Here is a 20,286-nt window from a genome sequence, read left to right on the forward strand (position 1 = left end):
CTCTATTGCACGCGGAGCCCTGAAGTCGTCACAATCGCGGCCATGCACGGCAACTCAGTGCCGGACTCCTACGTATATGTCACCGAAGAAGGCGTGACCCGTCACTACGCGGACGGCAGCGTTGACGCCCTCGCGTGGGAGGACGTCGTCGAGGTGCGGATAGTGGGCGATACGGACTCGGACATCCTGTACATCCTTCTTGATCGACAGGGTGAGGGGTGCGTGGTGCCCCACTCGGCGACCGACGCGACCTTCCTCGCCCGCCTTCGATATCTCCCGGATTTCGATCTCGACAGGCTCGGTGCGGCGGTGGAGTCCGCGCGCGACGATTACGTCGTCGTATGGCGCAGTCCCGAACCGCCTTCGGCCCTCCCGGATTTCGAATACGACTAATTTCCAATTATTTCCGATATGTGGCGGTCAAACTTACACGTTTGGACCGTTCCGTCAAGATGCCATCTCTGCCGTAGTTCGGCCAATAGTGGACAGTAGCCGGTATTCCCCTACTCAATGGTGATCACTAGGATTTCCATGGGTATCCACGCTCCTGATGCATTAGGGAATGCTGTCAACCATTGAATGAGATGTGCGGCAACTTTTTCGGTCGCGCCGGGGCATCTTGAGTGGGACGGGGTGGTATGAGAGTGGAAACTGAGGAGCTCGTCCTCGGGCTTCTCAAAGGTCCTGCACGCACTGCTCCAAGCATTTGGACGCGCTCTTATGTCCGTATTCTGCTTGCCGGAGACGTCGCGTGTTCCGTGATCGCCTGTGAGACCGTTCTGGGGGTCCGACTGTGGTTCGGCGCCTTCATCCCCGGGACGGAGGCCCTGCTCGGGCTGGGTCTCGCCCTGATCTGGCCGCTGGCCCTGGCGTCGGGAGGCGCCTATCGTCAGCGTACGCACGGTGAGGGGACGGACGAATTCCGAGCGGTTTTCAATGGTGCCGCCGGTCTGACTGCGACTGTTGCGATCGGTGCATATATCACGCAAACTCCGATCGCTCGCAGTTTTGTCATGGCGATGTTCCCGCTCGGTTTCGCCCTCACCCTCTTTTTTCGCTACCGGATGCGCAAACGGCTCCACCGCAGGCGCTCGCGCGGCGACTACATGCGTCATATGGTCGCCGTCGGACATCGTGAGTCGGTGCTCGACCTGGTGATGCAGTTGCGCAGGCAACCGCACCACGGCATGACCGTCGTCGCCGCGTGCCTGCCCGCGGGGCCAGACCTGGTGGAGGTCGACGGGGTTCCGGTCCTCGGCAACTTCTCCGACGTCCCCACCGTGGTGGCCGAGGTCAACGCCGACGCCGTCGCCGTTCTGGCCTGCCCGGAACTGGACGGCGCGGCGCTGCGCAGGCTCGCCTGGGGCCTGGAGGACGCCCGCACCGACCTGTTCGTGGCGCCCGCGCTGATGGACGTGGCCGGCCCGCGCATCAGCATCAGCCCGGTCGCCGGCATGCCGCTCCTGCATGTCGAGCACCCCGACTTCCGCGGCGCCCGGCGGCTGGCGAAGAGCCTGTTCGACCGGGCGGGGGCGGGCCTGGCCCTGCTGACGCTGGGGGCGCCCATGCTGGCGATCGCCGCGCTGATCCGCGCGACGAGCCCGGGACCCGCCCTCTTCCGCCAGATCAGGGTAGGTAAGGGAGGCGTGGAGTTCCATGTCGTGAAATTTCGCACGATGGTGGTCGACGCGGAGCAGCTCAAGATCGACTTGGAGCGCGAGAACGAGTTCGACGGTGTCCTCTTCAAGATTAGGAACGATCCAAGGATCACCCGCGTGGGCGCCTTCCTGCGCCGATACTCCCTCGACGAGCTACCCCAGCTGCTCAACGTGCTGCGCGGCGAGATGTCCCTCGTCGGCCCGCGCCCTCCCCTCCCCGACGAGGTCAGGCAGTACGGCGCCGACGTACGCCGCCGCCTGGTCGTGAAACCCGGAATGACCGGCCTGTGGCAGGTCAGCGGGCGCTCGGACCTGACCTGGGAGGAGTCGGTCCGCCTGGACCTCCGCTACGTCGAGAACTGGTCGCTCTTTCTGGACCTGCAGATCCTCTGGAAGACCTGGAGCGCCGTGACCGGCGGAGAAGGGGCCTACTAGTGAAAGCACTCGTGCTCGCCGGAGGGTCGGGCACCCGGCTGAGGCCGATCACCCACACCTCCGCCAAGCAACTCGTCCCCGTGGCGAACAAGCCTGTTCTGTTCTACGGGCTGGAGGCCATCGCCGCCGCGGGCATCCGTGAGATCGGGATCGTCGTGGGCGACACGCACGCCGAGATCGAGGCGGCCGTCGGCGACGGCCGCGCGCTCGGCCTGGAGGTCACCTACGTCCGCCAGCGGGCACCGCTGGGCCTGGCCCACGCGGTGCTCGTCGCCCGCGACTACCTCGGCGACGACGACTTCGTCATGTATCTCGGCGACAACTTCATCGTCGGCGGCATCAACGACGTCGTCGAGCGCTTCGCCCGAGAGCGGCCCGCCGCCCACATCATGCTCACCAAGGTCGGAGACCCCCGGCAGTTCGGGGTCGCCGAACTCGACGCCGCCGGCCGGGTGATCGGGCTGGAGGAGAAGCCGCCCGTTCCCAAGAGCGACCTCGCCCTGGTCGGTGTCTACCTGTTCACCGCCGCGATCCACGAGGCGGTGGCCGAGATCAAGCCCTCGTGGCGCGGGGAGCTGGAGATCACCGACGCCGTCCAATGGCTGATCGCCGACGGGCGGAGGGTCGAGTCCTCCGTCATCTCCGGCTACTGGAAGGACACCGGGAACGTCACCGACATGCTGGAGGTCAACCGGCTGGTGCTGGAGTCCCTGGAACCCCGGGTGGACGGCCTGGTCGACGACGCCAGCCAGCTGATCGGCCGGGTGGTCGTCGAGGCGGGCGCCGAGATCGAGCGGTCCCGCGTCGTCGGGCCCGCGATCATCGGTCCCGGAGCCCGGGTCAGCGACAGCTACATCGGCCCCTTCACCTCGATCGCGGCAGGCTGCACGATCAGCGGCAGCGAGATCGAGTATTCGATCGTCCTGCCCAGGTCCTCGATCGCCGGGGTCTCGCGCATCGAGGCGTCCCTCATCGGCCACGACGTCGAGGTCACCCCCGCCCCCACCACCCCCAGAGCCCACCGTCTCGTGCTGGGCGATCACAGCAAGGTCCAGATCAGTTCATGACAACAGCCGACAGGGGGACGACCCCCACCCCATCGAAGGTCCTGGTCACCGGGGGAGCCGGATTCATCGGCTCCCACTTCGCCCGCGCGCTCGCCGCGAGCGGGGCCACCGTGACGGTCCTCGACAAGCTCACCTACGCGGGCAACCCGGCCAACCTGGAGGGGACACCCCACGACTTCGTCCTCGGCGACGTCTGCGACACCGGGCTCCTGGCCGGGCTGGTCCCCGGTCACGACCTCGTCGTCAACTTCGCCGCCGAGTCCCACGTCGACCGGTCGATCGACGGCGCCGCCGACTTCGTACGGACCAACGTCCTCGGCACGCAGGCGCTGATGCAGGCCTGCCTGGAGGCGGGCACCCCGCGGGTGGTGCAGGTCTCGACCGACGAGGTGTACGGGTCGATCGACGAGGGGTCCTGGGACGAACACGCGCGGCTCAGCCCGCGCTCGCCCTACTCCGCGGCCAAGGCGAGCGGTGACATGGTCGCCCAGGCGTACGCGGTCACCCACGGCCTGCCGGTCTCCATCACGCGCTGCGGCAACAACTACGGCCCCCGCCAGTATCCGGAGAAGGTGATCCCGCGCTTCATCACCCACCTTTTGCGGGGCCGCAGGGTCCCGCTCTACGGCGACGGCGGCAACGTCCGCGACTGGGTCCACGTCGACGACCACTGCGAGGGCATCCGCCTCGTCGCCGAGCGCGGCGAACCCGGCGAGGTCTACCACATCGGCGGTACGGCGGAGCTGAGCAACGTCGAGCTCACCGCCCGGCTCCTCGAGGCCTGCGGGGCCGGATGGGGCATGGTCGAGCGCGTCCCCGACCGCAAGGGGCACGACCGCCGTTACTCCCTGGACGACTCCCGGCTCCGCGCGCTCGGCTACCGGCCGTCCGTGTCGTTCGAGCGCGGCCTGGCGGAGACGGTCCGCTGGTACGAGGAGAACCCCGGCTGGTGGGAGGCCACCGCGGGGGAGGTGGGTGCCGGCCCGGCGTCGGGTGGCGGGGGCTCGCCCGGTCCGGTGAACTCGGCGGCCCCTGCCGGTTCGGTGGGTTCGGCGGGAATGGCCGGTGCGGCGGGCGGCCGGCGGGGAGGCGAGACCGGATGACCCGCTGGATGATCACCGGCGCCTCCGGCATGCTCGGAACCGAGCTCGTGGCCCGCCTGCGTGCCGAGGGGCAGCCCGTCCTCGCGTTCCGCAGGCACGAGCTGGACCTCCGCGACACGTCCGCCGTGCACCACCTGGTCGAGGCCTGCAGGCCCGACGTCGTGGTCAACTGCGCCGCGTGGAACGCCGTCGACGAGGCGGAGACGCGAGAGGACGAGGCACTCGCGGTCAACGGCACCGGGGTGCGCGCGCTCGCCGAGGCGTGCGGGCGCGTCGGCGCGCGGATGATCCAGCCCTCCAGCGACTACGTCTTCGACGGCGCCGCGCTGGACCCCTACCCCGAGGACGCGCGGCCCCGCCCGGTCAACGCGTACGGCAGGACCAAGCTCGCGGGTGAGCGCGCCGTGCTGGAGGCGCTGCCGCGCGGCGGCTACGTGGTGCGCACCGCCTGGGTGTACGCCGCGACCGGCCACAACTTCATCCGCACGATGGCCCGCCTGGAGGGGGAGGGAGTGGCCCCCGGCGTCGTCGGCGACCAGTTCGGCCAGCCCACCTGGGCCGGAGACCTGGCGGCGAGGATCGTCGACCTGGCCGGGAGCGGGGCGCCGCCCGGCGTCTACCACGCCACCAACTCGGGCCAGACGAGCTGGTACGGCCTGGCCAGGGAGATCTTCACGCTGCTCGGCGCCGATCCCGTCCGGGTGACGGAGATCTCCTCCAAGGACTTTCCGCGCCCCGCGCCCCGGCCCGCGTACAGCGTGCTGGGGCACGACGGCTGGCGCAGGGCCGGGCTGCCGCCGATGCGGCACTGGAGAGAGGCGCTGAGGGAGTCCCGTGTGCTCGCGGCGGACTAGCGGGAGCGAGGCCGGTCCGTGGTACCGCGGGACGGGCCGGACACCGCCCGCCCCGCCGCCGGTGGTGGTGGTGCGGTGTGCCGGGCGGTGTCCGACCCGGTCGCCGGGCACGAGAACGACCCTGTCGGAGAACCGTCGGACCGCGTCACGCGGCGAGGGAGCGCATTCATGACAACCTGCAGGCTGTGCGGCTCGACGAGTCTCGCCAGCGTCGTCGACCTCGGGGCGACACCGCCCTGCGAGCGGTTCCTCACCGAGGGGCAGCTGGAGGAGCCCGAGGTCACCTACCCGCTGCACCTGCGGGTCTGCACCGGCTGCTGGCTGGCGCAGATCCCGCCGATGATCACGCCGGAGGAGACCTTCACCGAGTACGCCTACTTCTCCTCGTACTCCACCTCGTGGGTGGAGCACGCGCGGGAGTTCGTGCGCGGGGCGGCCGACCGGCTCGGGCTGGGGGCCGGGTCGTTCGTGGTCGAGGTGGCCAGCAACGACGGATACCTGCTGCGGCACGTCGTCGAGCGGGGCGTCCGCTGCCTGGGCATCGAGCCGTCGGAGAACGTCGGCCGGGCGGCCAGGGACGCCGGGGTGCCGACCGTCACGGCGTTCCTCGGCCCGGAGACCGGTGCGGCGGTGCGCGCGGAGCACGGGCCCGCCGACCTGGTGGTGGCCAACAACGTCTACGCCCACATCCCGGACGTCATCGGGTTCACCCGGGGGCTGCGCGCCCTCGTGGCCGACGACGGCTGGGTCTCCATCGAGGTCCAGCACCTGCTCACGCTGATGGAGCACAACCAGTACGACACGATCTACCACGAGCACTTCCAGTACTACACGGTCGCCTCCGCCCAGCGCGCGCTGGCCACCGGCGGGCTCGCTCTCGTGGACGTCGAGTCGCTGCCCACGCACGGGGGCTCGATCCGCCTGTGGGCCAGGCCGCTGGAGGTCGTGAACGAGCAGGGCGGGCAGGACGGGCAGGGCGAGCGGGTGGCCGCGCTGCTCGCGGCCGAGAAGGCCGCCGGCCTGCACGAGCTGTCCGGGTACGCCGAGTTCGGCGAGAGGGTGGCGCGGGTGCGGCGGGACCTGCTGGGCTTCCTCCTCGACGCCGCCCGCGAGGGCAAAACCGTCGCCGGCTACGGGGCGCCGGGCAAGGGAAACACCCTGCTCAACCACTGCGGCATCCGGCCCGACCTGCTCCCCTTCACGGTCGACCGCAACCCGTACAAGCACGGCAGGTTCACCCCCGGCACGCGCGTACCGATCCTGCCGCCCGAGCGGCTCGCCGAGGAGCGGCCCGACTACGTGCTGGTCCTCCCGTGGAACCTCCGCGAGGAACTCGTCGGCCAGCTGTCCTTCGTGCACGCCTGGGGAGGCCGGCTGGTCTTCCCCATCCCCAATCTGGAGATCGTCGAGGTGAACCCGTGAAGGTCGTCCTCTTCTGCGGCGGATACGGCACCAGGATGCGCACCGGCACCCCCGGTGACGCGCCCAAGCCCATGCAGCTCGTGGGACCCCGGCCGCTCATCTGGCATGTGATGCGCTACTACGCGCACTTCGGGCACACGGAGTTCATCCTCTGCCTGGGGTACGGCGCGCACCACATCAAGGACTTCTTCCTGAACTACCAGGAGACGACGTCCAACGACTTCGTCCTGCGCGGCGGCAGGATCGAGCTGCTGTCCACCGACATCTCCGACTGGTCGATCTCGTTCGTGCAGACCGGGATCGCGTCGCCGATCGGCGAGCGGCTGCGCCGGGTCCGCGACCATCTGGACGGCGAGGAGATGTTCCTGGCCAACTACGCCGACGTGCTCACCGACGCGCCGCTGCCGGAGATCGTCGACCGCTTCACCCGGTCGGGCGCGGGCGCGTCGATGATGGTGGTGCCACCCTCCGACACCTTCCACTGCATCGAGCTGGGAGAGCACGGCACGGTCGGCGGCATCACGCCGGTCAGCGAGATGCCGCTCTGGGTCAACGGCGGATACTTCGTGCTCCGCCAGGAGATCTTCGACCACATCCCGGTGGGCGGCGACCTGGTCGCGGACGGCTGCGCCGAACTGGCCAAGCGCGGCAGGCTGCTCGCTTACCCGCACCGCGGCTACTGGCGGCCCACCGACACGGTCAAGGAGCGGGTGGCCCTCGACGAGGCCTACTCGCGCGGCGACCGTCCCTGGGCGCTGTGGGAGCGCGAGCGGGCGCCGGTGTCCGGTCTGCCCGTACGCGGACCGGTGACGGTTCTGGAGCGCGAGCACGGGCCGGTGCTCGGACAGGTGCCCGGGTACGGGGCCGCGGCGGCGCTTGAGGATGGACCGGCTGCGGTGTTCGAGGGGGGACCGGCGGCGGTGACGGTCACGTGATCCGGTTCCGGGCGGCCAGAACGGGCCGGATCGCGCTGCTCGCCGCGCACTGCGACGACCTCGCCATCGGGGCGGGCGGCAGCCTGCTCACCCTCTGCTCCGCGCGCCCCGGCGTCCAGGTGGACGCCCTGGTGCTCTCCGGCGGCGGGACCGAGCGGGAGGACGAGGAGCGCGCCGCGCTGGCCGCCTTCTGCCCCGGCGCCGACCTGCGGCTCACCGTGCTCAAGCTGCCCGACGGGCGGCTGCCCGCGCGCTGGGAGGAGGCGAAGGAGGCGGTGGAGGAGCTGCGGGCGCGCACCGACCCCGACCTGCTGTTCGCGCCGAACCCCGCCGACGCCCACCAGGACCACCGGGGCCTGGCCAGGCTGGTGCCCACAGCCTTCCGCGACCACCAGGTGCTCGGCTACGAGATCGCCAAATGGGACGGCGACCTCGGGCGGCCCACGGCCTACCAGCCGCTCACCCCCGAGATCGCCGAGGCGAAGGTGGGCCTGCTCCACCGCCACTACCCCTCACAGCGCCACCGCTCCTGGTACGACCGCGAGGCGTTCCTGGGGCTGGCCCGCATCCGCGGGATCGAGTGCCACGCCCGCTACGCCGAGGCGTTCCACGTCAACAAGCTGACCTTCGATCTGGCTGGAGGCTGAACCGGATGCGCGTGTTGCTGACCGGGCACCAGGGCTACCTGGGGAGTGTGATGGCCCCGGTGCTCGCCGCCGCGGGTCACGAGGTGACCGGGCTCGACTCCGGGCTCTTCGCCGGATGCCTGCTGGGCCCCGCGCCCGACGACCCGCCCGGACACGCCGTCGACCTGCGGGACGTCACCCCCGAGGTCCTGGCGGGGGTGGACGCGGTGGTGCACCTCGCCGCGCTGTCCAACGACCCGCTGGGCGCGCTGGCGCCCGAGCTGACCTACGACATCAACCACCGCGCCTCGGTGCGGCTGGCCCGGCTCGCCCGCGACGCGGGCGTGCGCCGGTTCCTGTACGCCTCCACCTGCTCGGTCTACGGCGCCTCCGGCTCGGACCTGGTCGACGAGGACGCGCCGCTGCGCCCGGTCACCCCGTACGCCGACTCCAAGGTCCGGGTGGAGAACGACCTGCTCAAGCTGGCCGACGACGACTTCAGCCCGGTGTTCCTGCGCAACGCCACCGCGTTCGGGTTCTCGCCCAGGCTGCGCGCGGACATCGTGCTGAACAACCTCGTCGGGCACGCGCTCCTGTCCGGGGAGGTCAGGGTGCTGTCCGACGGCACCCCGTGGCGCCCGCTGGTGCACGCCGCCGACATCGCGAACGCCTTCGCCATGACGCTCGCCGCCCCGCGCGACGCGGTCCACGCGAGGGCGTTCAACGTCGGCACGGAGGAGAACAACGTGACGGTGGCGGAGATCGCCGCCGAGGTCGCCGAGGCGGTGCCCGGCTCCAAGGTCGTGATCACCGGGGAGACCGGGGCCGACCCGCGCTCCTACCGGGTCGACTTCTCCCGCATCCGCGACGCGCTTCCCGGCTACCGGGCGCTGTGGACGGTCAAGGCGGGCGCGGTCCAGCTGGTCGAGGCGTACGGGAGGTTCGGCCTGACCGAGGAGGGCTTCCAGCGCCGCTTCACCAGGCTGGCGTGGCTGTCGGCCCGGCGCGAGGCCGGAACCGTCGACGGCGCCCTGCGACCGCGCGGGGCGGCCGGTGGTGACGGTGCCCCTACTCCGGGCGGAGCGGTTGGTGGTGGCGGTGCCCTGACATCGGCTGGGGTGGGCGGTGGTGACGGTGCCCTGCCCCCGCGAGGGGTGGTCGGTGGTGACGGCGCCCCGATCCCGGGCGGGGTGGTCGATGGTGACGGGGCGCCGGTAGCCGTGCGGGACGGTGAACGGTGACGGGCGACACCGGCGGCCGGGTACCGGAAGCGGGGGGCGGTGACGAGGCGCGCGAGATGCACGCCCTCGTGGAGCGGCTCTACCCGCTCTGCAGGAGCATCACCGGCGACGGCGTGCGCCGCACCCTGGAGATCGTCGGGGAGTCCCTCCGCCTGCAGGTCCGCGAGGTGCCGACGGGCACCCAGGTCCTCGACTGGACGGTGCCCAGGGAGTGGAACATCCGCGACGCCTACGTCAAGGACGCCTCGGGGACCAGGGTCGTCGACTTCGCCGCGTCGAACCTGCACGTGGTCGGCTACAGCGTCCCGGTGGCGGCCACCATGTCCCTGGACGAGCTGCGCGGGCACCTGCACACGCTCCCCGAGCAGCCCGCCCTGGTCCCGTACCGCACGAGCTACTACGCGGAGACGTGGGGCTTCTGCCTGGCCCACGACACCCTGGAGGGCCTCCCCGACGGGCCGTACGAGGTCATGATCGACTCCACGCTCTCCGACGGGCACCTGACCTACGGCGAGCACGTGGTGCCCGGCCGGGTCGCCGAGGAGGTGCTCGTCTCCTGCCACGTGTGCCACCCCTCGCTCGCCAACGACAACCTGGCGGGGATCGCGGTGGCGGTCCGGCTCGCCCGGCGGCTGGCCGGGGCCGACCCGTGGTACACCTACCGCTTCCTGTTCGCGCCGGGCACCATCGGCGCGATCACCTGGCTGGCGCGCAACCGGGAGCGCGCCGGGCGGATCAGGCACGGCCTGGTGCTGGCCTGCGCGGGAGACCGCGGCCCGCTGACGTACAAGCGCAGCAGGCGGGGCGACGCCGAGATCGACAGGGCCGTGCGGCACGTCCTGCGCAGCTCGGGACGTGCCCACACGGTCGTGGACTTCTCCCCGTACGGCTACGACGAGCGGCAGTTCTGCTCGCCCGGCTTCGACCTGCCCGTCGGCTCGCTCACCAGGACCCCGTACGCGGGCTACCCGGAATACCACACCTCCGCCGACAACCCGGACTTCGTCTCTCCCGAGGCGATGGCCGACACCCTGGAGACCTGCTGGGAGGTCACCCGGGTGCTCGAGGACAACCGCGCCTACCTCAACCTCAGCCCGTACGGGGAACCGCAGCTGGGCAGGCGGGGCCTGTACGGGTCGCTGGGCGGGCGCAGCGACACGAAGGAGACCCAGATGGCGATGTTGTGGGTGCTGAACCTCTCCGACGGGAGGCACAGCCTCCTGGACATCGCGGAACGGTCCGATCTTCCCTTCGGTGCCGTGGCGGAGGCGGCACGGGCCCTTCGTGGTTCGGGACTTCTCAAGGAGTGTTCGCTGTGACGCGGTTCCAGGTCGTGACGGGCTCCCGGGCGGGCGAGGCGCTCAACCTCCGGGTCGGCGAGACGGTGGAGGTGCTCGGCGAGGCCGAGATCATGGCCACGCTGGATGAGAGGGGGGAACTGGACGAGCTGCCCTTCATGCCGGAGATGCTGGCCTTCTGCGGGCGGCGGCTCACGGTGCACAAGGTGGCGCACAAGCTCTGCGACACGATCAGCAGCAGCGGCATGCGGCGGATGGAGCGTGCCGTCCACCTGACCGGGGCCCGTTGCGACGGGCAGGCGCACGGCGGCTGCCAGACGGCCTGCCAGTTCTACTGGAAGGAGGCCTGGCTCAAGCGGGTGGACCCGGACTCCCCGGCCTCTCCCGTCACGGGTCCCACCGCGGGGAACGGCCTCGCCGAGGGCAGGCCCCTGCTGCCGATCCTGCAGGCCGCCACCAGGAAGGAGCCCGGCCCCGACGGGGAGGAGCGCTTCTCCTGCCAGGCGACCGAGCTGCTGCGCGCCGCGCCCACCTGCCTGCCGTTCAAGGACGTCGGGCAGTACGTCGCCGACGTGCGTACCGGGAACGTGGGCGTGCCCTGGATGCTGCGCTCGTTCCTCGTCGGGCTGTTCAACCGCTTCCAGCAGGCCAGCAAGCGCGTCCTGCCCAGGTGGCTGTGGATCAGGGGCGGGATGCGCTGGGGGTTCGTCAGGGGTGAGTCGGGGCCCACCACCCCGACGCTGAGCCTGGACCTGCGGCCCGGAGAGCTCGTCCGGGTCAAGTCCAAGGAGGAGATCCTCAAGACGCTCAACGACGGCCTGCTCAACCGCGGCATGGGGTTCGAGGAGGAGATGTCGCGCTACTGCGGCCACGTCGCGCGGGTGAGCGCCCGCGTCGAGAGGTGCCTGGACGAGAAGACCGGCCGGATGCTGCGGATGAAGAACCCCTGCATCATCCTGGACGGCGTCGTCTGCGCGGGCGCGTACAACGTCAGCTGCCCGCGCGAGTTCGTACCGTTCTGGCGGGAGATCTGGCTCGAACGCGTCGAGGAGCCCAGTTGAGCGGGTCCTCCCACGAGACGGGCGGCGAGACGGGCGCGGTCGGTACGGCCGACGAGACCGACCCGGTCAGCGGGGCCGGTGGCGTCGGCACGGCCGGTGAGCAGGTCGGGACGATCGGCAGGAAGGCCGGTCGCGGGCTGCGCTGGAGTCTCCTGGGCAACCTGGGGACGAAGGCGACCACCTTCGTCATGGGACTCGTGCTCGCCCGGCTGCTCGTACCGGAGGACTTCGGCCTCTACGCCATCGCGCTCGCCGCGACCACCTTCGTCATGCACGTCAACGACGTCGGCATCATCGCCGCCACCGTGCAGTGGCGGGGCCGCGTCGAGGACATGGCGCCGACGGCGACGGTCATGGCCATGGCGTTCAGCGCCGGGATGTACGGGATCTTCTGGGTGGTGGCCCCGTACTTCGCGGAGCTGGCGGGCAGCGCGGAGGCCACCCCGGTGGTCCGGCTGCTCACCGCGATCATCCTCATCGACGGCGTCACCGCCGTGCGGGCGGGCTCGCTGATGCGCGGCTTCGGGCACGACCGGCTGACCAAGGCCAACATCGCGGGCTCGCTGGTCAACGCCGGGGTGGCCGTCACGCTCGCCGCGAACGGCGCCGGTGCCTACAGCTTCGCCTGCGGGCAGGTGGCGGCCAACACGGTCACCGGCGCGCTGGTGCTCGCCTGGGCCGGGCTGCCGTTCCGCCTCGGCTTCGACCGGGAGGTGGCGGTGAGGCTCCTGCGGTTCGGGGCGCCGCTGGCCCTGGGACTCGGCATCGAGGCGGTGCTGATGAACGCCGACTACGTCATCGTCGGCGCCGTGCTCGGCCCCGCCGCCCTCGGCTTCTACCTGCTGGCGTTCAACGTCTCCAGCTGGGTGCCCAGCGTGATCGGGACCGCCCTGCGGTACGTCACCGTGCCCAGCTTCTCGCGGCTGGCCGAGCAGCGGCCGGAGTCGCTGTCGCTGGGGGTGCAGCGCTCGGTGCCGCTGCTGGTCGCGTTCGTGCTGCCGGTCGCCGTGGTGACGGCCACGCTGGCCCCGGCGATCGTGGCGTTCCTCTACGGCGGGAAGTGGGCCCCGGCCGCCGGGGTCCTGGCGGTGCTGGCGGTCCTGATGGTCGTGCGGATGCTCATCTCCCTCGCCTTCGACATCCTCACCTCGGCGGGCGCCACCAGGGCCACCGTGTGGATGAACCTCGGCTGGGCCGTGGCGCTGGTGCCCGCGCTGTGGGCGGGCACGCACTGGTACGGCATCCGCGGCGCGGCGATCGGGCACGCGCTCGCCGGTGTCCTGGTCGCCCTGCCGGTGGCGGCACTGGTGCTGAGCCGCGCCGGGGTGCGCCTGGCACCCGTCCTTCCGGCCCTCGTACGCCCGCTGCTGGGCGCCGTGGTCGCGGCGGCCGTCACGGTGACGCTCGCCGGCCTGACGAGCGGGGTGATGGGCGGGGCGACGGGCGGCGGGATGACCGCGGGCTCCGCGTTCGTCCAGCTCTGCGTGGCCGGCGGTGGGGGACTGCTCGCGTACGTCCTGATCGCCGTACCCGTGACGCGGCTCAAACGGTTCGGCGCACGGATGGTCCCGGCCCGTGCCCGCTGACCACCGGCAGGACCCACGGGACCCGTGAACCCACGAGATCCACGAACTTACAAGACCTACGAGACCTACGAGAGGAGAGACCGGGTGGAGAACTCCGACGCGCTGGTGTCCATCGTGCTCCCCGTGCGCAACGGGGCCGGGCGGATCGAGGGCGCGGTCCGCTCGGTGCTCGGCCAGGACCACGAGCGCCTCCAGCTGGTGATCTCCGACAACGCGTCCACGGACGGCACCGAGGAGATCTGCCGCGACCTGGCCGCGACCGACCGCCGGATCGTCTACCGCAGGCACCCGGAGAACGTGGGCCTGTTCGACAACTTCGTCCGTACGACCGAGCTGGTCGAGGGCACGTTCTTCCGCTGGGTCGGCGACGACGACCGGCTGGAGCCCGGGTGCGTCTCCCGGTCTCTCCAGGCGTTCGCCGAGGACGACCGGCTCGTCCTGGTCACCACGCAGGTCGCCTACACCGGCCCCGACGGGACCGTCACCACCGCCCCCCTCGACCGCGCCGGGCTGGCCTCGGACGACCCGGTCGAGCGGTTCGCCGAGATGCTGCGGCTGCTCAACGAGAGCCACCTGCTCATCGACCCGCTGTACGGCACGCTGCGGCGCGACCCCCTGGCGAGGATCCCCCGGCGGAACATGCTCCGCGAGGACGAGGTGTTCGCGGCGAAGCTCGCGCTGGCCGGACCGTGGGGACACGTCCCCGAGGTCCTCGCCCACCGCAACTGGAAGCACGACAGCCTGTCCGCGATCGCCCGACGCCTCGACGTGCCGCCCTGGCGGGCCCGCTGCTCCACCCTCCTGCAGTGCGGGGAGCTGTTCCGCTGGCTGCGGGGGGCCGGTCTCACCGCCGACCAGCACCGCCGCGCCCGCGCGGCCGTACTCGGCATGTACGCGCGCCGCCAGCGGCTCACCGCGGCCCGCCGGGGCCGCAAACTCGCGCTGATCGCCTCGGGGCTCGTCCCCGGCAGATCTCCCCAACTTCACCGATCCCAGAAAGGAGAACCCCGTGACCACCGTCTTCTCTAACAGCGTGGTGGATGACAACACGCGCAGGGAGCTGCTCTACCAAGGGCAGGTCTTCGTCTACTCGGCGACGCCCGCCTCCGCGCTGCTGGCCGCCTTCGCCAGGGAGCTGATCGCCGAGGCGTTCGGCGAGCGCGACCCGGAGACCGCCCAGTTCGACATGCCGGTCGAGGAGTTCGCCGAGCTGCTCGCCGGGCTCAAGCCCCGGTTCATCCATCACCCCCGGTGCAAGGAACTGCTGCCCGCGGTGCTGAAGGAGCTGGGCTGCGACCTGGACCGCACCTACTTCGACGTGCCCCGGCTGCGCACCTCCACCTCCCACGACTACCTCACCTCCGGCATCTCCTACGCCTTCCACCCCCATCGCGACTGCTGGTACTCGGCCCCGTTCAACCAGCTCAACTGGTGGATCCCCGTCTACGAGGTGGTCCCGGAGAACGTGATGGCCTTCCACCCCCAGTACTTCGGCAGCCCGGTGCGCAACGGCAGCGCGCGCTACGACTACGCAAAGTGGAACAGGACCAGCCGGGTCACCGCCGCCCAGCACGTACGCGGTGACACCAGGGACCAGCCCCGTCCCGAGGAGGCCGTCGTTCTCGACCCGCAGGTGCGGGTGGTGCCGGAGCCCGGGGGCGTCATGGTGTTCTCCGGAGCCCAGCTGCACTCCACGGTGCCCAACACCTCGGGCAGGACCCGCTTCAGCATCGACTTCCGCACGGTGCACATCGACGACGTGCGCACCCGCCGTGGCGCCCGCAACGTGGACGCGGAGTGCACCGGTACCACCCTGCGTGACTTCGTACGTTCCTCCGACCTCGACCCGATGCCGGAGGAGCTGGCGCTGGAGTACGAGGCGGAGGCCCTGACCAGGGTCGGGTGAGCGGCGGAGCCCAGGCCACCGCCACACCGTCGTGACGCCCGTAGTGACAAGGAGTTCGTGTGCTGCGATCAACAAGCATCGTGTCCTGGGCGTCTGGCGCGCTCGGGAGAGTGGGGACGACGTAGTGGAGTTCTGGAAGACCATCCTCGACCTCGCCAGAAGGAAGCGAGTCGGGTTTCCGCTGGTCGGCCTGGCGCTCCTCGCCGCCGTGGCCGTCTTCCTCCTGGTGCCCCCGCGCTACGTGTCGAGCGCCTCCATGGTGCTGACCACGCCCCCCGCCGGAGGAACGACGGACCCGGCCAAGCCGCTGGGGCGGAGCAACCCGCTGCTGCAGTTCAGCGACGGTCTCAAAACCACGGCGGGCATCCTCATCCTGTCCATGAACACCGAGGCGGTCGCCACGGAACTGGGCATCGTGAAGGACGGTCCCGTCGAGGTCACGATCAACGACGGGCGCACCAACCCCAGCATGCTGGGCATCCTCATGAACGGCCCGTTCGTGTACGTGGAGGTGGAGAGCGACTCCGTCGACGTCACCCGTACCGTCATGGCCAGGGCCCAGTTCCGCCTCAGGACCGAGCTGGTTCGCAGGCAGGAGGTGCTCGGCGCCCCCCGCCCCACCTTCATCGGGTTCGTCGAGGTGGTGCCGGCCGGCTACCCCGCGATGGACCGGAGCGGCACGTGGCAGGCCGCGGGCGGGGCGTCGTTCGTCGTCGTCCTTCTCGGCCTCGGCGCCGTGTACGCCGTGGAGCGCCGGAGGGTGTTCCGGCGGAGGTCCGATGCCGGGTGGTCCGGCGAGTCCCGCCCGGCCACGGACGCCGCCCCGTTCCTCGCCCCGGTACCGGTCCTGGCCTCGGACGCGGCACCGGCCACGGCGGACCAGGTCGGCGAGGCGCGTCCCGGTGACCTCCCCGAGGAGGGCGGGGAGTCCGAGGACGGTAAGGAGGGCGGGGAGCCCGGGGGCGGCGAAAGTCGCGGGGGCCGTAACGGCAGGGGCGGCAAAAAACGTGGGGGTCGTGACCACAGGGGTGCTCCCGAGCCGCCCGTCACCGTCTATCCGGCGGAGGCGGTGTCCCCGACGCCCCCGGCCTCGGAGGGCGCAGCGTCGCGCGAGTCCTCCGGCTGGGAGGACGGCGACCTTACGGAGGCCGGTTCCGGTTCCGGTTCCGGTGTCGGCGCCGTGGCGGACGGCGGGAAGCGGGAGGCCCAGCAGGATCCGGACACCGTGGCGGTCCTGCGCACCGGGGGCGACGACCGCGACAAGTAGACGACTACGACAAGTAGACGACTACGACAAGTAGGCGACGGCGACAAGTAAACGATCGCGACGAGCAGGCGACGGCGACAGGCAGGACGAAGGGAAACGCGTGGACTTCTGGGGGACCGTACTCATCGTGTTACGGCGCTGGTATGTCGCCCTGCCGGCGTTCCTGCTGTCCATCGGCGCCGCGGTGGGCGTCTACTCGTCGATCCCGACGCTCTACGTCTCGAACGCGGTGCTCGTGCTGACCATCCCGCCCACCGGCGGAAGCCTGCCGAGCGACCCCGAACGCCCCAACGGGCTGACCAATCCCCTGCTGAACTTCGACTGGGGCCTGAGCATGTCCGCCTCGATCCTCATCCAGGTGATCAGCGCGCCGGAGACGGCGGAGTCGCTCGGCGTGCGGCCCGAGGGCGACACCACCTTCATAGCCACCAACGGCAGCACCAACCCGGAGGCGCTGGACGGCGGACCGTTCGTGTACATCGAGGGCACGAGCATGTCGCCGTCCGGGGCCCGGGACATCGTGACGCGGGTCAGGGACCGGGCGAGAGTCGAGCTGGCCGGTCGCCAGCGGCAGCTCAACGCGCCCCTGGCGACCTACATCACGATGAACGAGATGGTGTCGCCGACGGAGCCGCAACCCCAGCGCGGAGGGAAGACGCGCGGGGCCGCCGCCGCACTGCTGCTCGGGGTGCTCGCCAGCCTCGCCGCGGTGTTCTCCCTGGAGAGCTTCCTGGACGCCCGGAAGCGGAGACGCAGGGTGCCCGTGGCGGCGTCCGGGCTGCCCGCCGAACCCTCCCTCCTGAGGCGGTGAGAGCTCCCGTGGCTCGCACGTTTCCCACGGTCCCGGCCCCCGCGCCCGTCGCCTCCCTCGACCGTCCCGGCCTCCGCAGTGCCGACGGGGCCACCCTGGCCGCCGCGTTCGCGGTGGTCCTGATGCTGTCTCCGGCGCGGCTGGTCTTCCGCGGCCTGCCCTTCTCGCTCACCCCCGCCGACGCGGTCGGCCTCTTCGCCGCGCTGTGGTGGTTCTGCGCGCACCTCACCACCACGCTCGGCGCGGCCAAGGGCTCCAACCCCGTACGTACCGCGCTGTTCATGTACACCGCGGCGATGCTGGCCACCTACGGATACGCCAGCGCCGCCTACCTGCCGCCCGACGAGCTCGACATGGCCGACCACAGCATCGTCCTCGTCGTGGCGACGGTGGGCATCGGGCTCGGGGCGTGCGACGGCATCCGGGGCCGGGAGCGGCTGGACTTCGTCCTGAGGTGCCTCGTGATCTCCGGTGCGGCGGTCGGGGTCATCGCGGCGCTCCAGTTCGTGCTCGAATTCGACCTGACGAAGTACCTGGCCTTTCCCGGTTTCCGCTTCACCGCGGAGCTGCCGGCGATCCTCGAACGGAACACCCTGCGCCGGGTCGCGGCCACCACGGGACACCCCATCGAGCTCGGCGTCGTCTGCGCGATGATCATCCCTCTCGCGCTGCACTACGCGTTCGGCGCCCGCGACCGGGGTGAACCCTCCCTGCGGTGGTGGGTCTGCTGCGCGCTGATCGGTGCCGGGCTGATGTTCTCCGTCTCGCGGTCGGCGGTACTCGGGCTCGCCGTCGTCAGCGTGGTGCTGGTCGCCGGTTGGCCCGCGCGCAGGCGGCTGTGGGCGGCGCTCGGCGGCGCGGGTTTCCTGGTGGGGATGAAGGTGGCGGTGCCCGGCCTGATGAGCGTCTTCCTGGGGCTGTTCACCAGCCTGTCCAGCGATTCGAGCATCCAGTACAGGACACATGACTACGCGGTGGCGGCCACCGAGATCGGGAACCACTTCTGGGTCGGCAGGGGACTGGGCACCTGGTACGCGCCCAAGCATCTGATCTTCGACAACCAGTACATCCTGTCGCTGGTGGAGACCGGGGTCATCGGCCTGGCCACCTTCTCCGGGATCTTCCTGACCGGCATCTGGGCGGCGTTGCGCGTCCGCCGCCTCAGCTCCGACCCCGCCGTACGGGACCTGGGACTGACCCTGGCCGCATGCCTGGTCGTCCCCCTGGTCGGGGCGGCCACCTTCGACCTGCGCTCGTTCGCGACCGTGACGGGCCTGTCATTCCTGATCATCGGAGCGGCCGGCTCGCTGCTGCGCACCACCCGGCGGACACGGTCCCCGGCCGTCCGGCCACCGGAGAGGCCCGCCGGAGAAGCCGGGCGGGTGGATCGATGAGAAGCCGGGCGGGCGGATCGATGAGGAGGCCGGTGAGGTCGCCGGAAAGGTCACCCGACCAGCCGGTCGCGCAGGTCCGCCCAGGAGCCCGCGGCCAGGTCGCGCTCGCTGATCGCGGTGACCGGCAGCGGCCACCGGATGCCGAGATCGGGGTCGTCGTAGCGGACGGCGAGGTCCTCGGAGGGATCGTGCTCCCGGTCGATCCGGTAGCAGACGTCGGCCTGATCGGTCAGTGCCTGATAGCCGTGCAACAAGCCAGGAGGAACGTAGAGGTGAACGAACGTCTCATCGTCGAGAACCACCGACATCTGGCGGCCGAAGGTCGGGGAGTCCGGCCTGGCGTCGACGAGCACGTCGTGCACGGCCCCGCGGGCGCACCGGACGAGCTTGGCCTCCCCCCGGCCGCCCCGGCCGTGCAGGGCCCTGATCGTCCCCAGGCGGGACCGCGACTGGCTGTCCTGGACGAACGCGTCGGGCCGCAGCCCGTGGGCGGCGGCGAGCGTCGCGTCGAAGGTGCGGGTGAACAGCCCGCGGTCGTCCCTGTGCTGGGTGGGGACGAACAGCAGGACACCGTCGATCTCGGCGCGCTCGACTCTCATACGCCCATCTTTCCGACTCCTGAACCTCCCGGCCATGCAGAAGCGAAAAACGGCACCGGTCCGCGTACGAAACCGTTCGGCCGTGAGGGAGCGGAGAACGGTGCCGGACCTTCCGGCCATGGGGGAGCGGGAAACGGTGCCGATCGGCGTACCCCGGAGAACGTTCCTCTCGCGGACCGGCCGTCCCCGCCGGTGGTGCGCTCGGTGACGCCGGAGGGGGCCGGTGCGGGGTTCGCGCGCGTCCGGGTCGGGGCCGTCGAGGTCATGGCGGTCAGCGAGGCGGAGCTTCTCGACCATGTGGCGGCCGGGTGGCGACGGGGGCGCGGCGGTGCGATCGTCACCGCGAACGTCGACATCGTCCGCGCCGCCACGCGCGACCTCGCCCTGGCGGACCTCGTCACCCGCTCCGAGATCGTGGTCGCCGACGGCATGCCGGTGGTCTGGGCGTCGAGACTCGCCGGGCTGGCCGTTCCCGGAAGGGTCACCGGTGCCTCGCTCGTGCACTCCCTGACCGGGCGGGCCGCGCGCGAGAACCGCTCGGTCTACCTGCTCGGAGGGGAGCCGGGCGTGCCGGAGGCCGCGGCGCGGGTTCTCGCCGGACGCTACCCGGGACTGCGCGTGGCGGGCACCTGCTCGCCTCCCTTCGGGTTCGACGGCACGCCGGACGGGGTGCGCGAGGCGGTCGAGGGGGTGGTCGCCGCCGCACCCGATCTCGTCCTCGTCGGGCTGGGCTTCCCCAGGCAGGAAAGGGTCATCGAGGCCCTCAGGGCGGAGCTGCCCGACGCCTGGTATCTCGGCTGCGGAGCCGGGATCCCCATGGCGGCCGGACGGTTCAGCCGTGCCCCGGGGCCGGTCCAGCGGGTGGGCGCGGAGTGGCTGTACCGGCTCGCCCTGGAACCGCGCCGCCTGGCCCGCCGCTACCTGCGCGACGACGCGCCGTTCGCGATCGCCCTCCTCGCGGGCGCCCTGCGCACCCGCCTGACATCGAGGCGCCACGCATGACGGGCGACCTTTCTCCCGACC

General features: G+C 71.2%; 19 protein-coding genes. 18 read left to right on the forward strand and 1 reads right to left on the reverse strand.

Features of this window, described 5'->3' with window-relative positions; genetic code table 11:
* Positions 1–42: 42 nt before the first annotated feature.
* From OG587_RS10665 to OG587_RS10745, 17 genes are all read left to right on the forward strand, one after another.
* Positions 43–393, forward strand: a complete 351-nt coding sequence (locus OG587_RS10665; protein WP_329089212.1) for a hypothetical protein — start codon at positions 43–45, stop codon at positions 391–393.
* Positions 394–638: 245 nt separating this feature from the next.
* Positions 639–2,093 (forward strand): sugar transferase, encoded by a 1,455-nt coding sequence (locus OG587_RS10670; RefSeq protein WP_329089214.1) that lies wholly within the window; start codon positions 639–641, stop codon positions 2,091–2,093.
* Positions 2,093–3,160: a glucose-1-phosphate thymidylyltransferase gene (locus tag OG587_RS10675; RefSeq protein ID WP_329089216.1), complete on the forward strand. Its 1,068-nt coding sequence runs from the start codon at positions 2,093–2,095 to the stop codon at positions 3,158–3,160. The genes OG587_RS10670 and OG587_RS10675 overlap by 1 nt, the downstream gene beginning before the upstream one ends.
* Complete coding sequence (gene rfbB, locus OG587_RS10680) at positions 3,157–4,263, forward strand: dTDP-glucose 4,6-dehydratase (RefSeq protein WP_329089218.1); 1,107 nt, start codon at positions 3,157–3,159, stop codon at positions 4,261–4,263. The genes OG587_RS10675 and rfbB overlap by 4 nt, the downstream gene beginning before the upstream one ends.
* Positions 4,260–5,117 (forward strand): dTDP-4-dehydrorhamnose reductase, encoded by an 858-nt coding sequence (gene rfbD / locus OG587_RS10685; RefSeq protein WP_329089220.1) that lies wholly within the window; start codon positions 4,260–4,262, stop codon positions 5,115–5,117. The genes rfbB and rfbD overlap by 4 nt, the downstream gene beginning before the upstream one ends.
* Positions 5,118–5,285: 168 nt before the next feature.
* Positions 5,286–6,539, forward strand: coding sequence for a class I SAM-dependent methyltransferase (locus OG587_RS10690; protein WP_329089222.1), 1,254 nt, complete (start codon positions 5,286–5,288; stop codon positions 6,537–6,539).
* Positions 6,536–7,474 carry a sugar phosphate nucleotidyltransferase gene (locus OG587_RS10695; RefSeq protein WP_329089223.1) on the forward strand — a complete coding sequence of 313 codons (939 nt, stop codon included), beginning with the start codon at positions 6,536–6,538 and terminating at the stop codon, positions 7,472–7,474. Before OG587_RS10690 ends, OG587_RS10695 begins: the two co-directional genes overlap by 4 nt.
* Positions 7,471–8,121, forward strand: coding sequence for a PIG-L deacetylase family protein (locus OG587_RS10700; RefSeq protein ID WP_329089225.1), 651 nt, complete (start codon positions 7,471–7,473; stop codon positions 8,119–8,121). The genes OG587_RS10695 and OG587_RS10700 overlap by 4 nt, the downstream gene beginning before the upstream one ends.
* A gap of 5 nt (positions 8,122–8,126) precedes the next feature.
* Positions 8,127–9,341, forward strand: a complete 1,215-nt coding sequence (locus OG587_RS10705; protein WP_329089228.1) for an NAD-dependent epimerase/dehydratase family protein — start codon at positions 8,127–8,129, stop codon at positions 9,339–9,341.
* Entirely contained in the window at positions 9,338–10,660 is a 1,323-nt protein-coding gene (locus OG587_RS10710) for a DUF4910 domain-containing protein (protein WP_329089229.1), read from the forward strand. Before OG587_RS10705 ends, OG587_RS10710 begins: the two co-directional genes overlap by 4 nt.
* Positions 10,657–11,700: a hypothetical protein gene (locus tag OG587_RS10715; protein WP_329089231.1), complete on the forward strand. Its 1,044-nt coding sequence runs from the start codon at positions 10,657–10,659 to the stop codon at positions 11,698–11,700. Before OG587_RS10710 ends, OG587_RS10715 begins: the two co-directional genes overlap by 4 nt.
* A complete protein-coding gene (locus OG587_RS10720) occupies positions 11,697–13,286 on the forward strand; it encodes a lipopolysaccharide biosynthesis protein (RefSeq protein ID WP_329089233.1) in 1,590 nt (529 codons plus the stop codon). The genes OG587_RS10715 and OG587_RS10720 overlap by 4 nt, the downstream gene beginning before the upstream one ends.
* Before the next feature lie 84 nt (positions 13,287–13,370).
* The gene (locus OG587_RS10725) at positions 13,371–14,315 is read left to right on the forward strand and encodes a glycosyltransferase family 2 protein (RefSeq protein WP_329089235.1); all 945 of its coding nucleotides are present in this window, start codon (positions 13,371–13,373) and stop codon (positions 14,313–14,315) included.
* Entirely contained in the window at positions 14,296–15,192 is an 897-nt protein-coding gene (locus tag OG587_RS10730; RefSeq protein ID WP_329089236.1) for a hypothetical protein, read from the forward strand. Before OG587_RS10725 ends, OG587_RS10730 begins: the two co-directional genes overlap by 20 nt.
* A 124-nt stretch (positions 15,193–15,316) precedes the next feature.
* Positions 15,317–16,459 (forward strand): hypothetical protein, encoded by a 1,143-nt coding sequence (locus OG587_RS10735; protein WP_329089238.1) that lies wholly within the window; start codon positions 15,317–15,319, stop codon positions 16,457–16,459.
* 100 nt (positions 16,460–16,559) lie between these two features.
* A complete protein-coding gene (locus OG587_RS10740; protein WP_329089240.1) occupies positions 16,560–17,270 on the forward strand; it encodes a hypothetical protein in 711 nt (236 codons plus the stop codon).
* A gap of 8 nt (positions 17,271–17,278) precedes the next feature.
* On the forward strand, positions 17,279–18,664 hold the full coding sequence (locus tag OG587_RS10745) for an O-antigen ligase family protein (RefSeq protein WP_329089242.1): 1,386 nt from the start codon (positions 17,279–17,281) through the stop codon (positions 18,662–18,664).
* 50 nt (positions 18,665–18,714) lie between these two features.
* On the opposite strand, the gene OG587_RS10750 is transcribed toward OG587_RS10745, so the two are convergent.
* Positions 18,715–19,263, reverse strand: coding sequence for a dTDP-4-dehydrorhamnose 3,5-epimerase family protein (locus tag OG587_RS10750; protein WP_329089244.1), 549 nt, complete (start codon positions 19,261–19,263; stop codon positions 18,715–18,717).
* Between the two features lie 204 nt (positions 19,264–19,467).
* On the opposite strand from OG587_RS10750, the gene OG587_RS10755 reads away from it, so the two are divergent.
* The gene (locus OG587_RS10755) at positions 19,468–20,265 is read left to right on the forward strand and encodes a WecB/TagA/CpsF family glycosyltransferase (protein WP_329089246.1); all 798 of its coding nucleotides are present in this window, start codon (positions 19,468–19,470) and stop codon (positions 20,263–20,265) included.
* Positions 20,266–20,286: the final 21 nt, after the last annotated feature.

This window comes from Streptosporangium sp. NBC_01469 (assembly GCF_036227305.1).
Classification (GTDB): domain Bacteria; phylum Actinomycetota; class Actinomycetes; order Streptosporangiales; family Streptosporangiaceae; genus Streptosporangium.

Bases quoted from the DNA above. Each gene is read 5' to 3' on its own strand.
- OG587_RS10665 (WP_329089212.1), top strand. From the start codon at position 43: ATGCACGGCAACTCAGTGCCGGACTCCTACGTATATGTCACCGAAGAA.
- OG587_RS10670 (WP_329089214.1), top strand. From the start codon at position 639: ATGAGAGTGGAAACTGAGGAGCTCGTCCTCGGGCTTCTCAAAGGTCCT.
- rfbB (WP_329089218.1), top strand. From the start codon at position 3,157: ATGACAACAGCCGACAGGGGGACGACCCCCACCCCATCGAAGGTCCTG.
- rfbD (WP_329089220.1), top strand. From the start codon at position 4,260: ATGACCCGCTGGATGATCACCGGCGCCTCCGGCATGCTCGGAACCGAG.
- OG587_RS10690 (WP_329089222.1), top strand. From the start codon at position 5,286: ATGACAACCTGCAGGCTGTGCGGCTCGACGAGTCTCGCCAGCGTCGTC.
- OG587_RS10705 (WP_329089228.1), top strand. From the start codon at position 8,127: ATGCGCGTGTTGCTGACCGGGCACCAGGGCTACCTGGGGAGTGTGATG.
- OG587_RS10750 (WP_329089244.1), bottom strand. From the start codon at position 19,263: ATGAGAGTCGAGCGCGCCGAGATCGACGGTGTCCTGCTGTTCGTCCCC.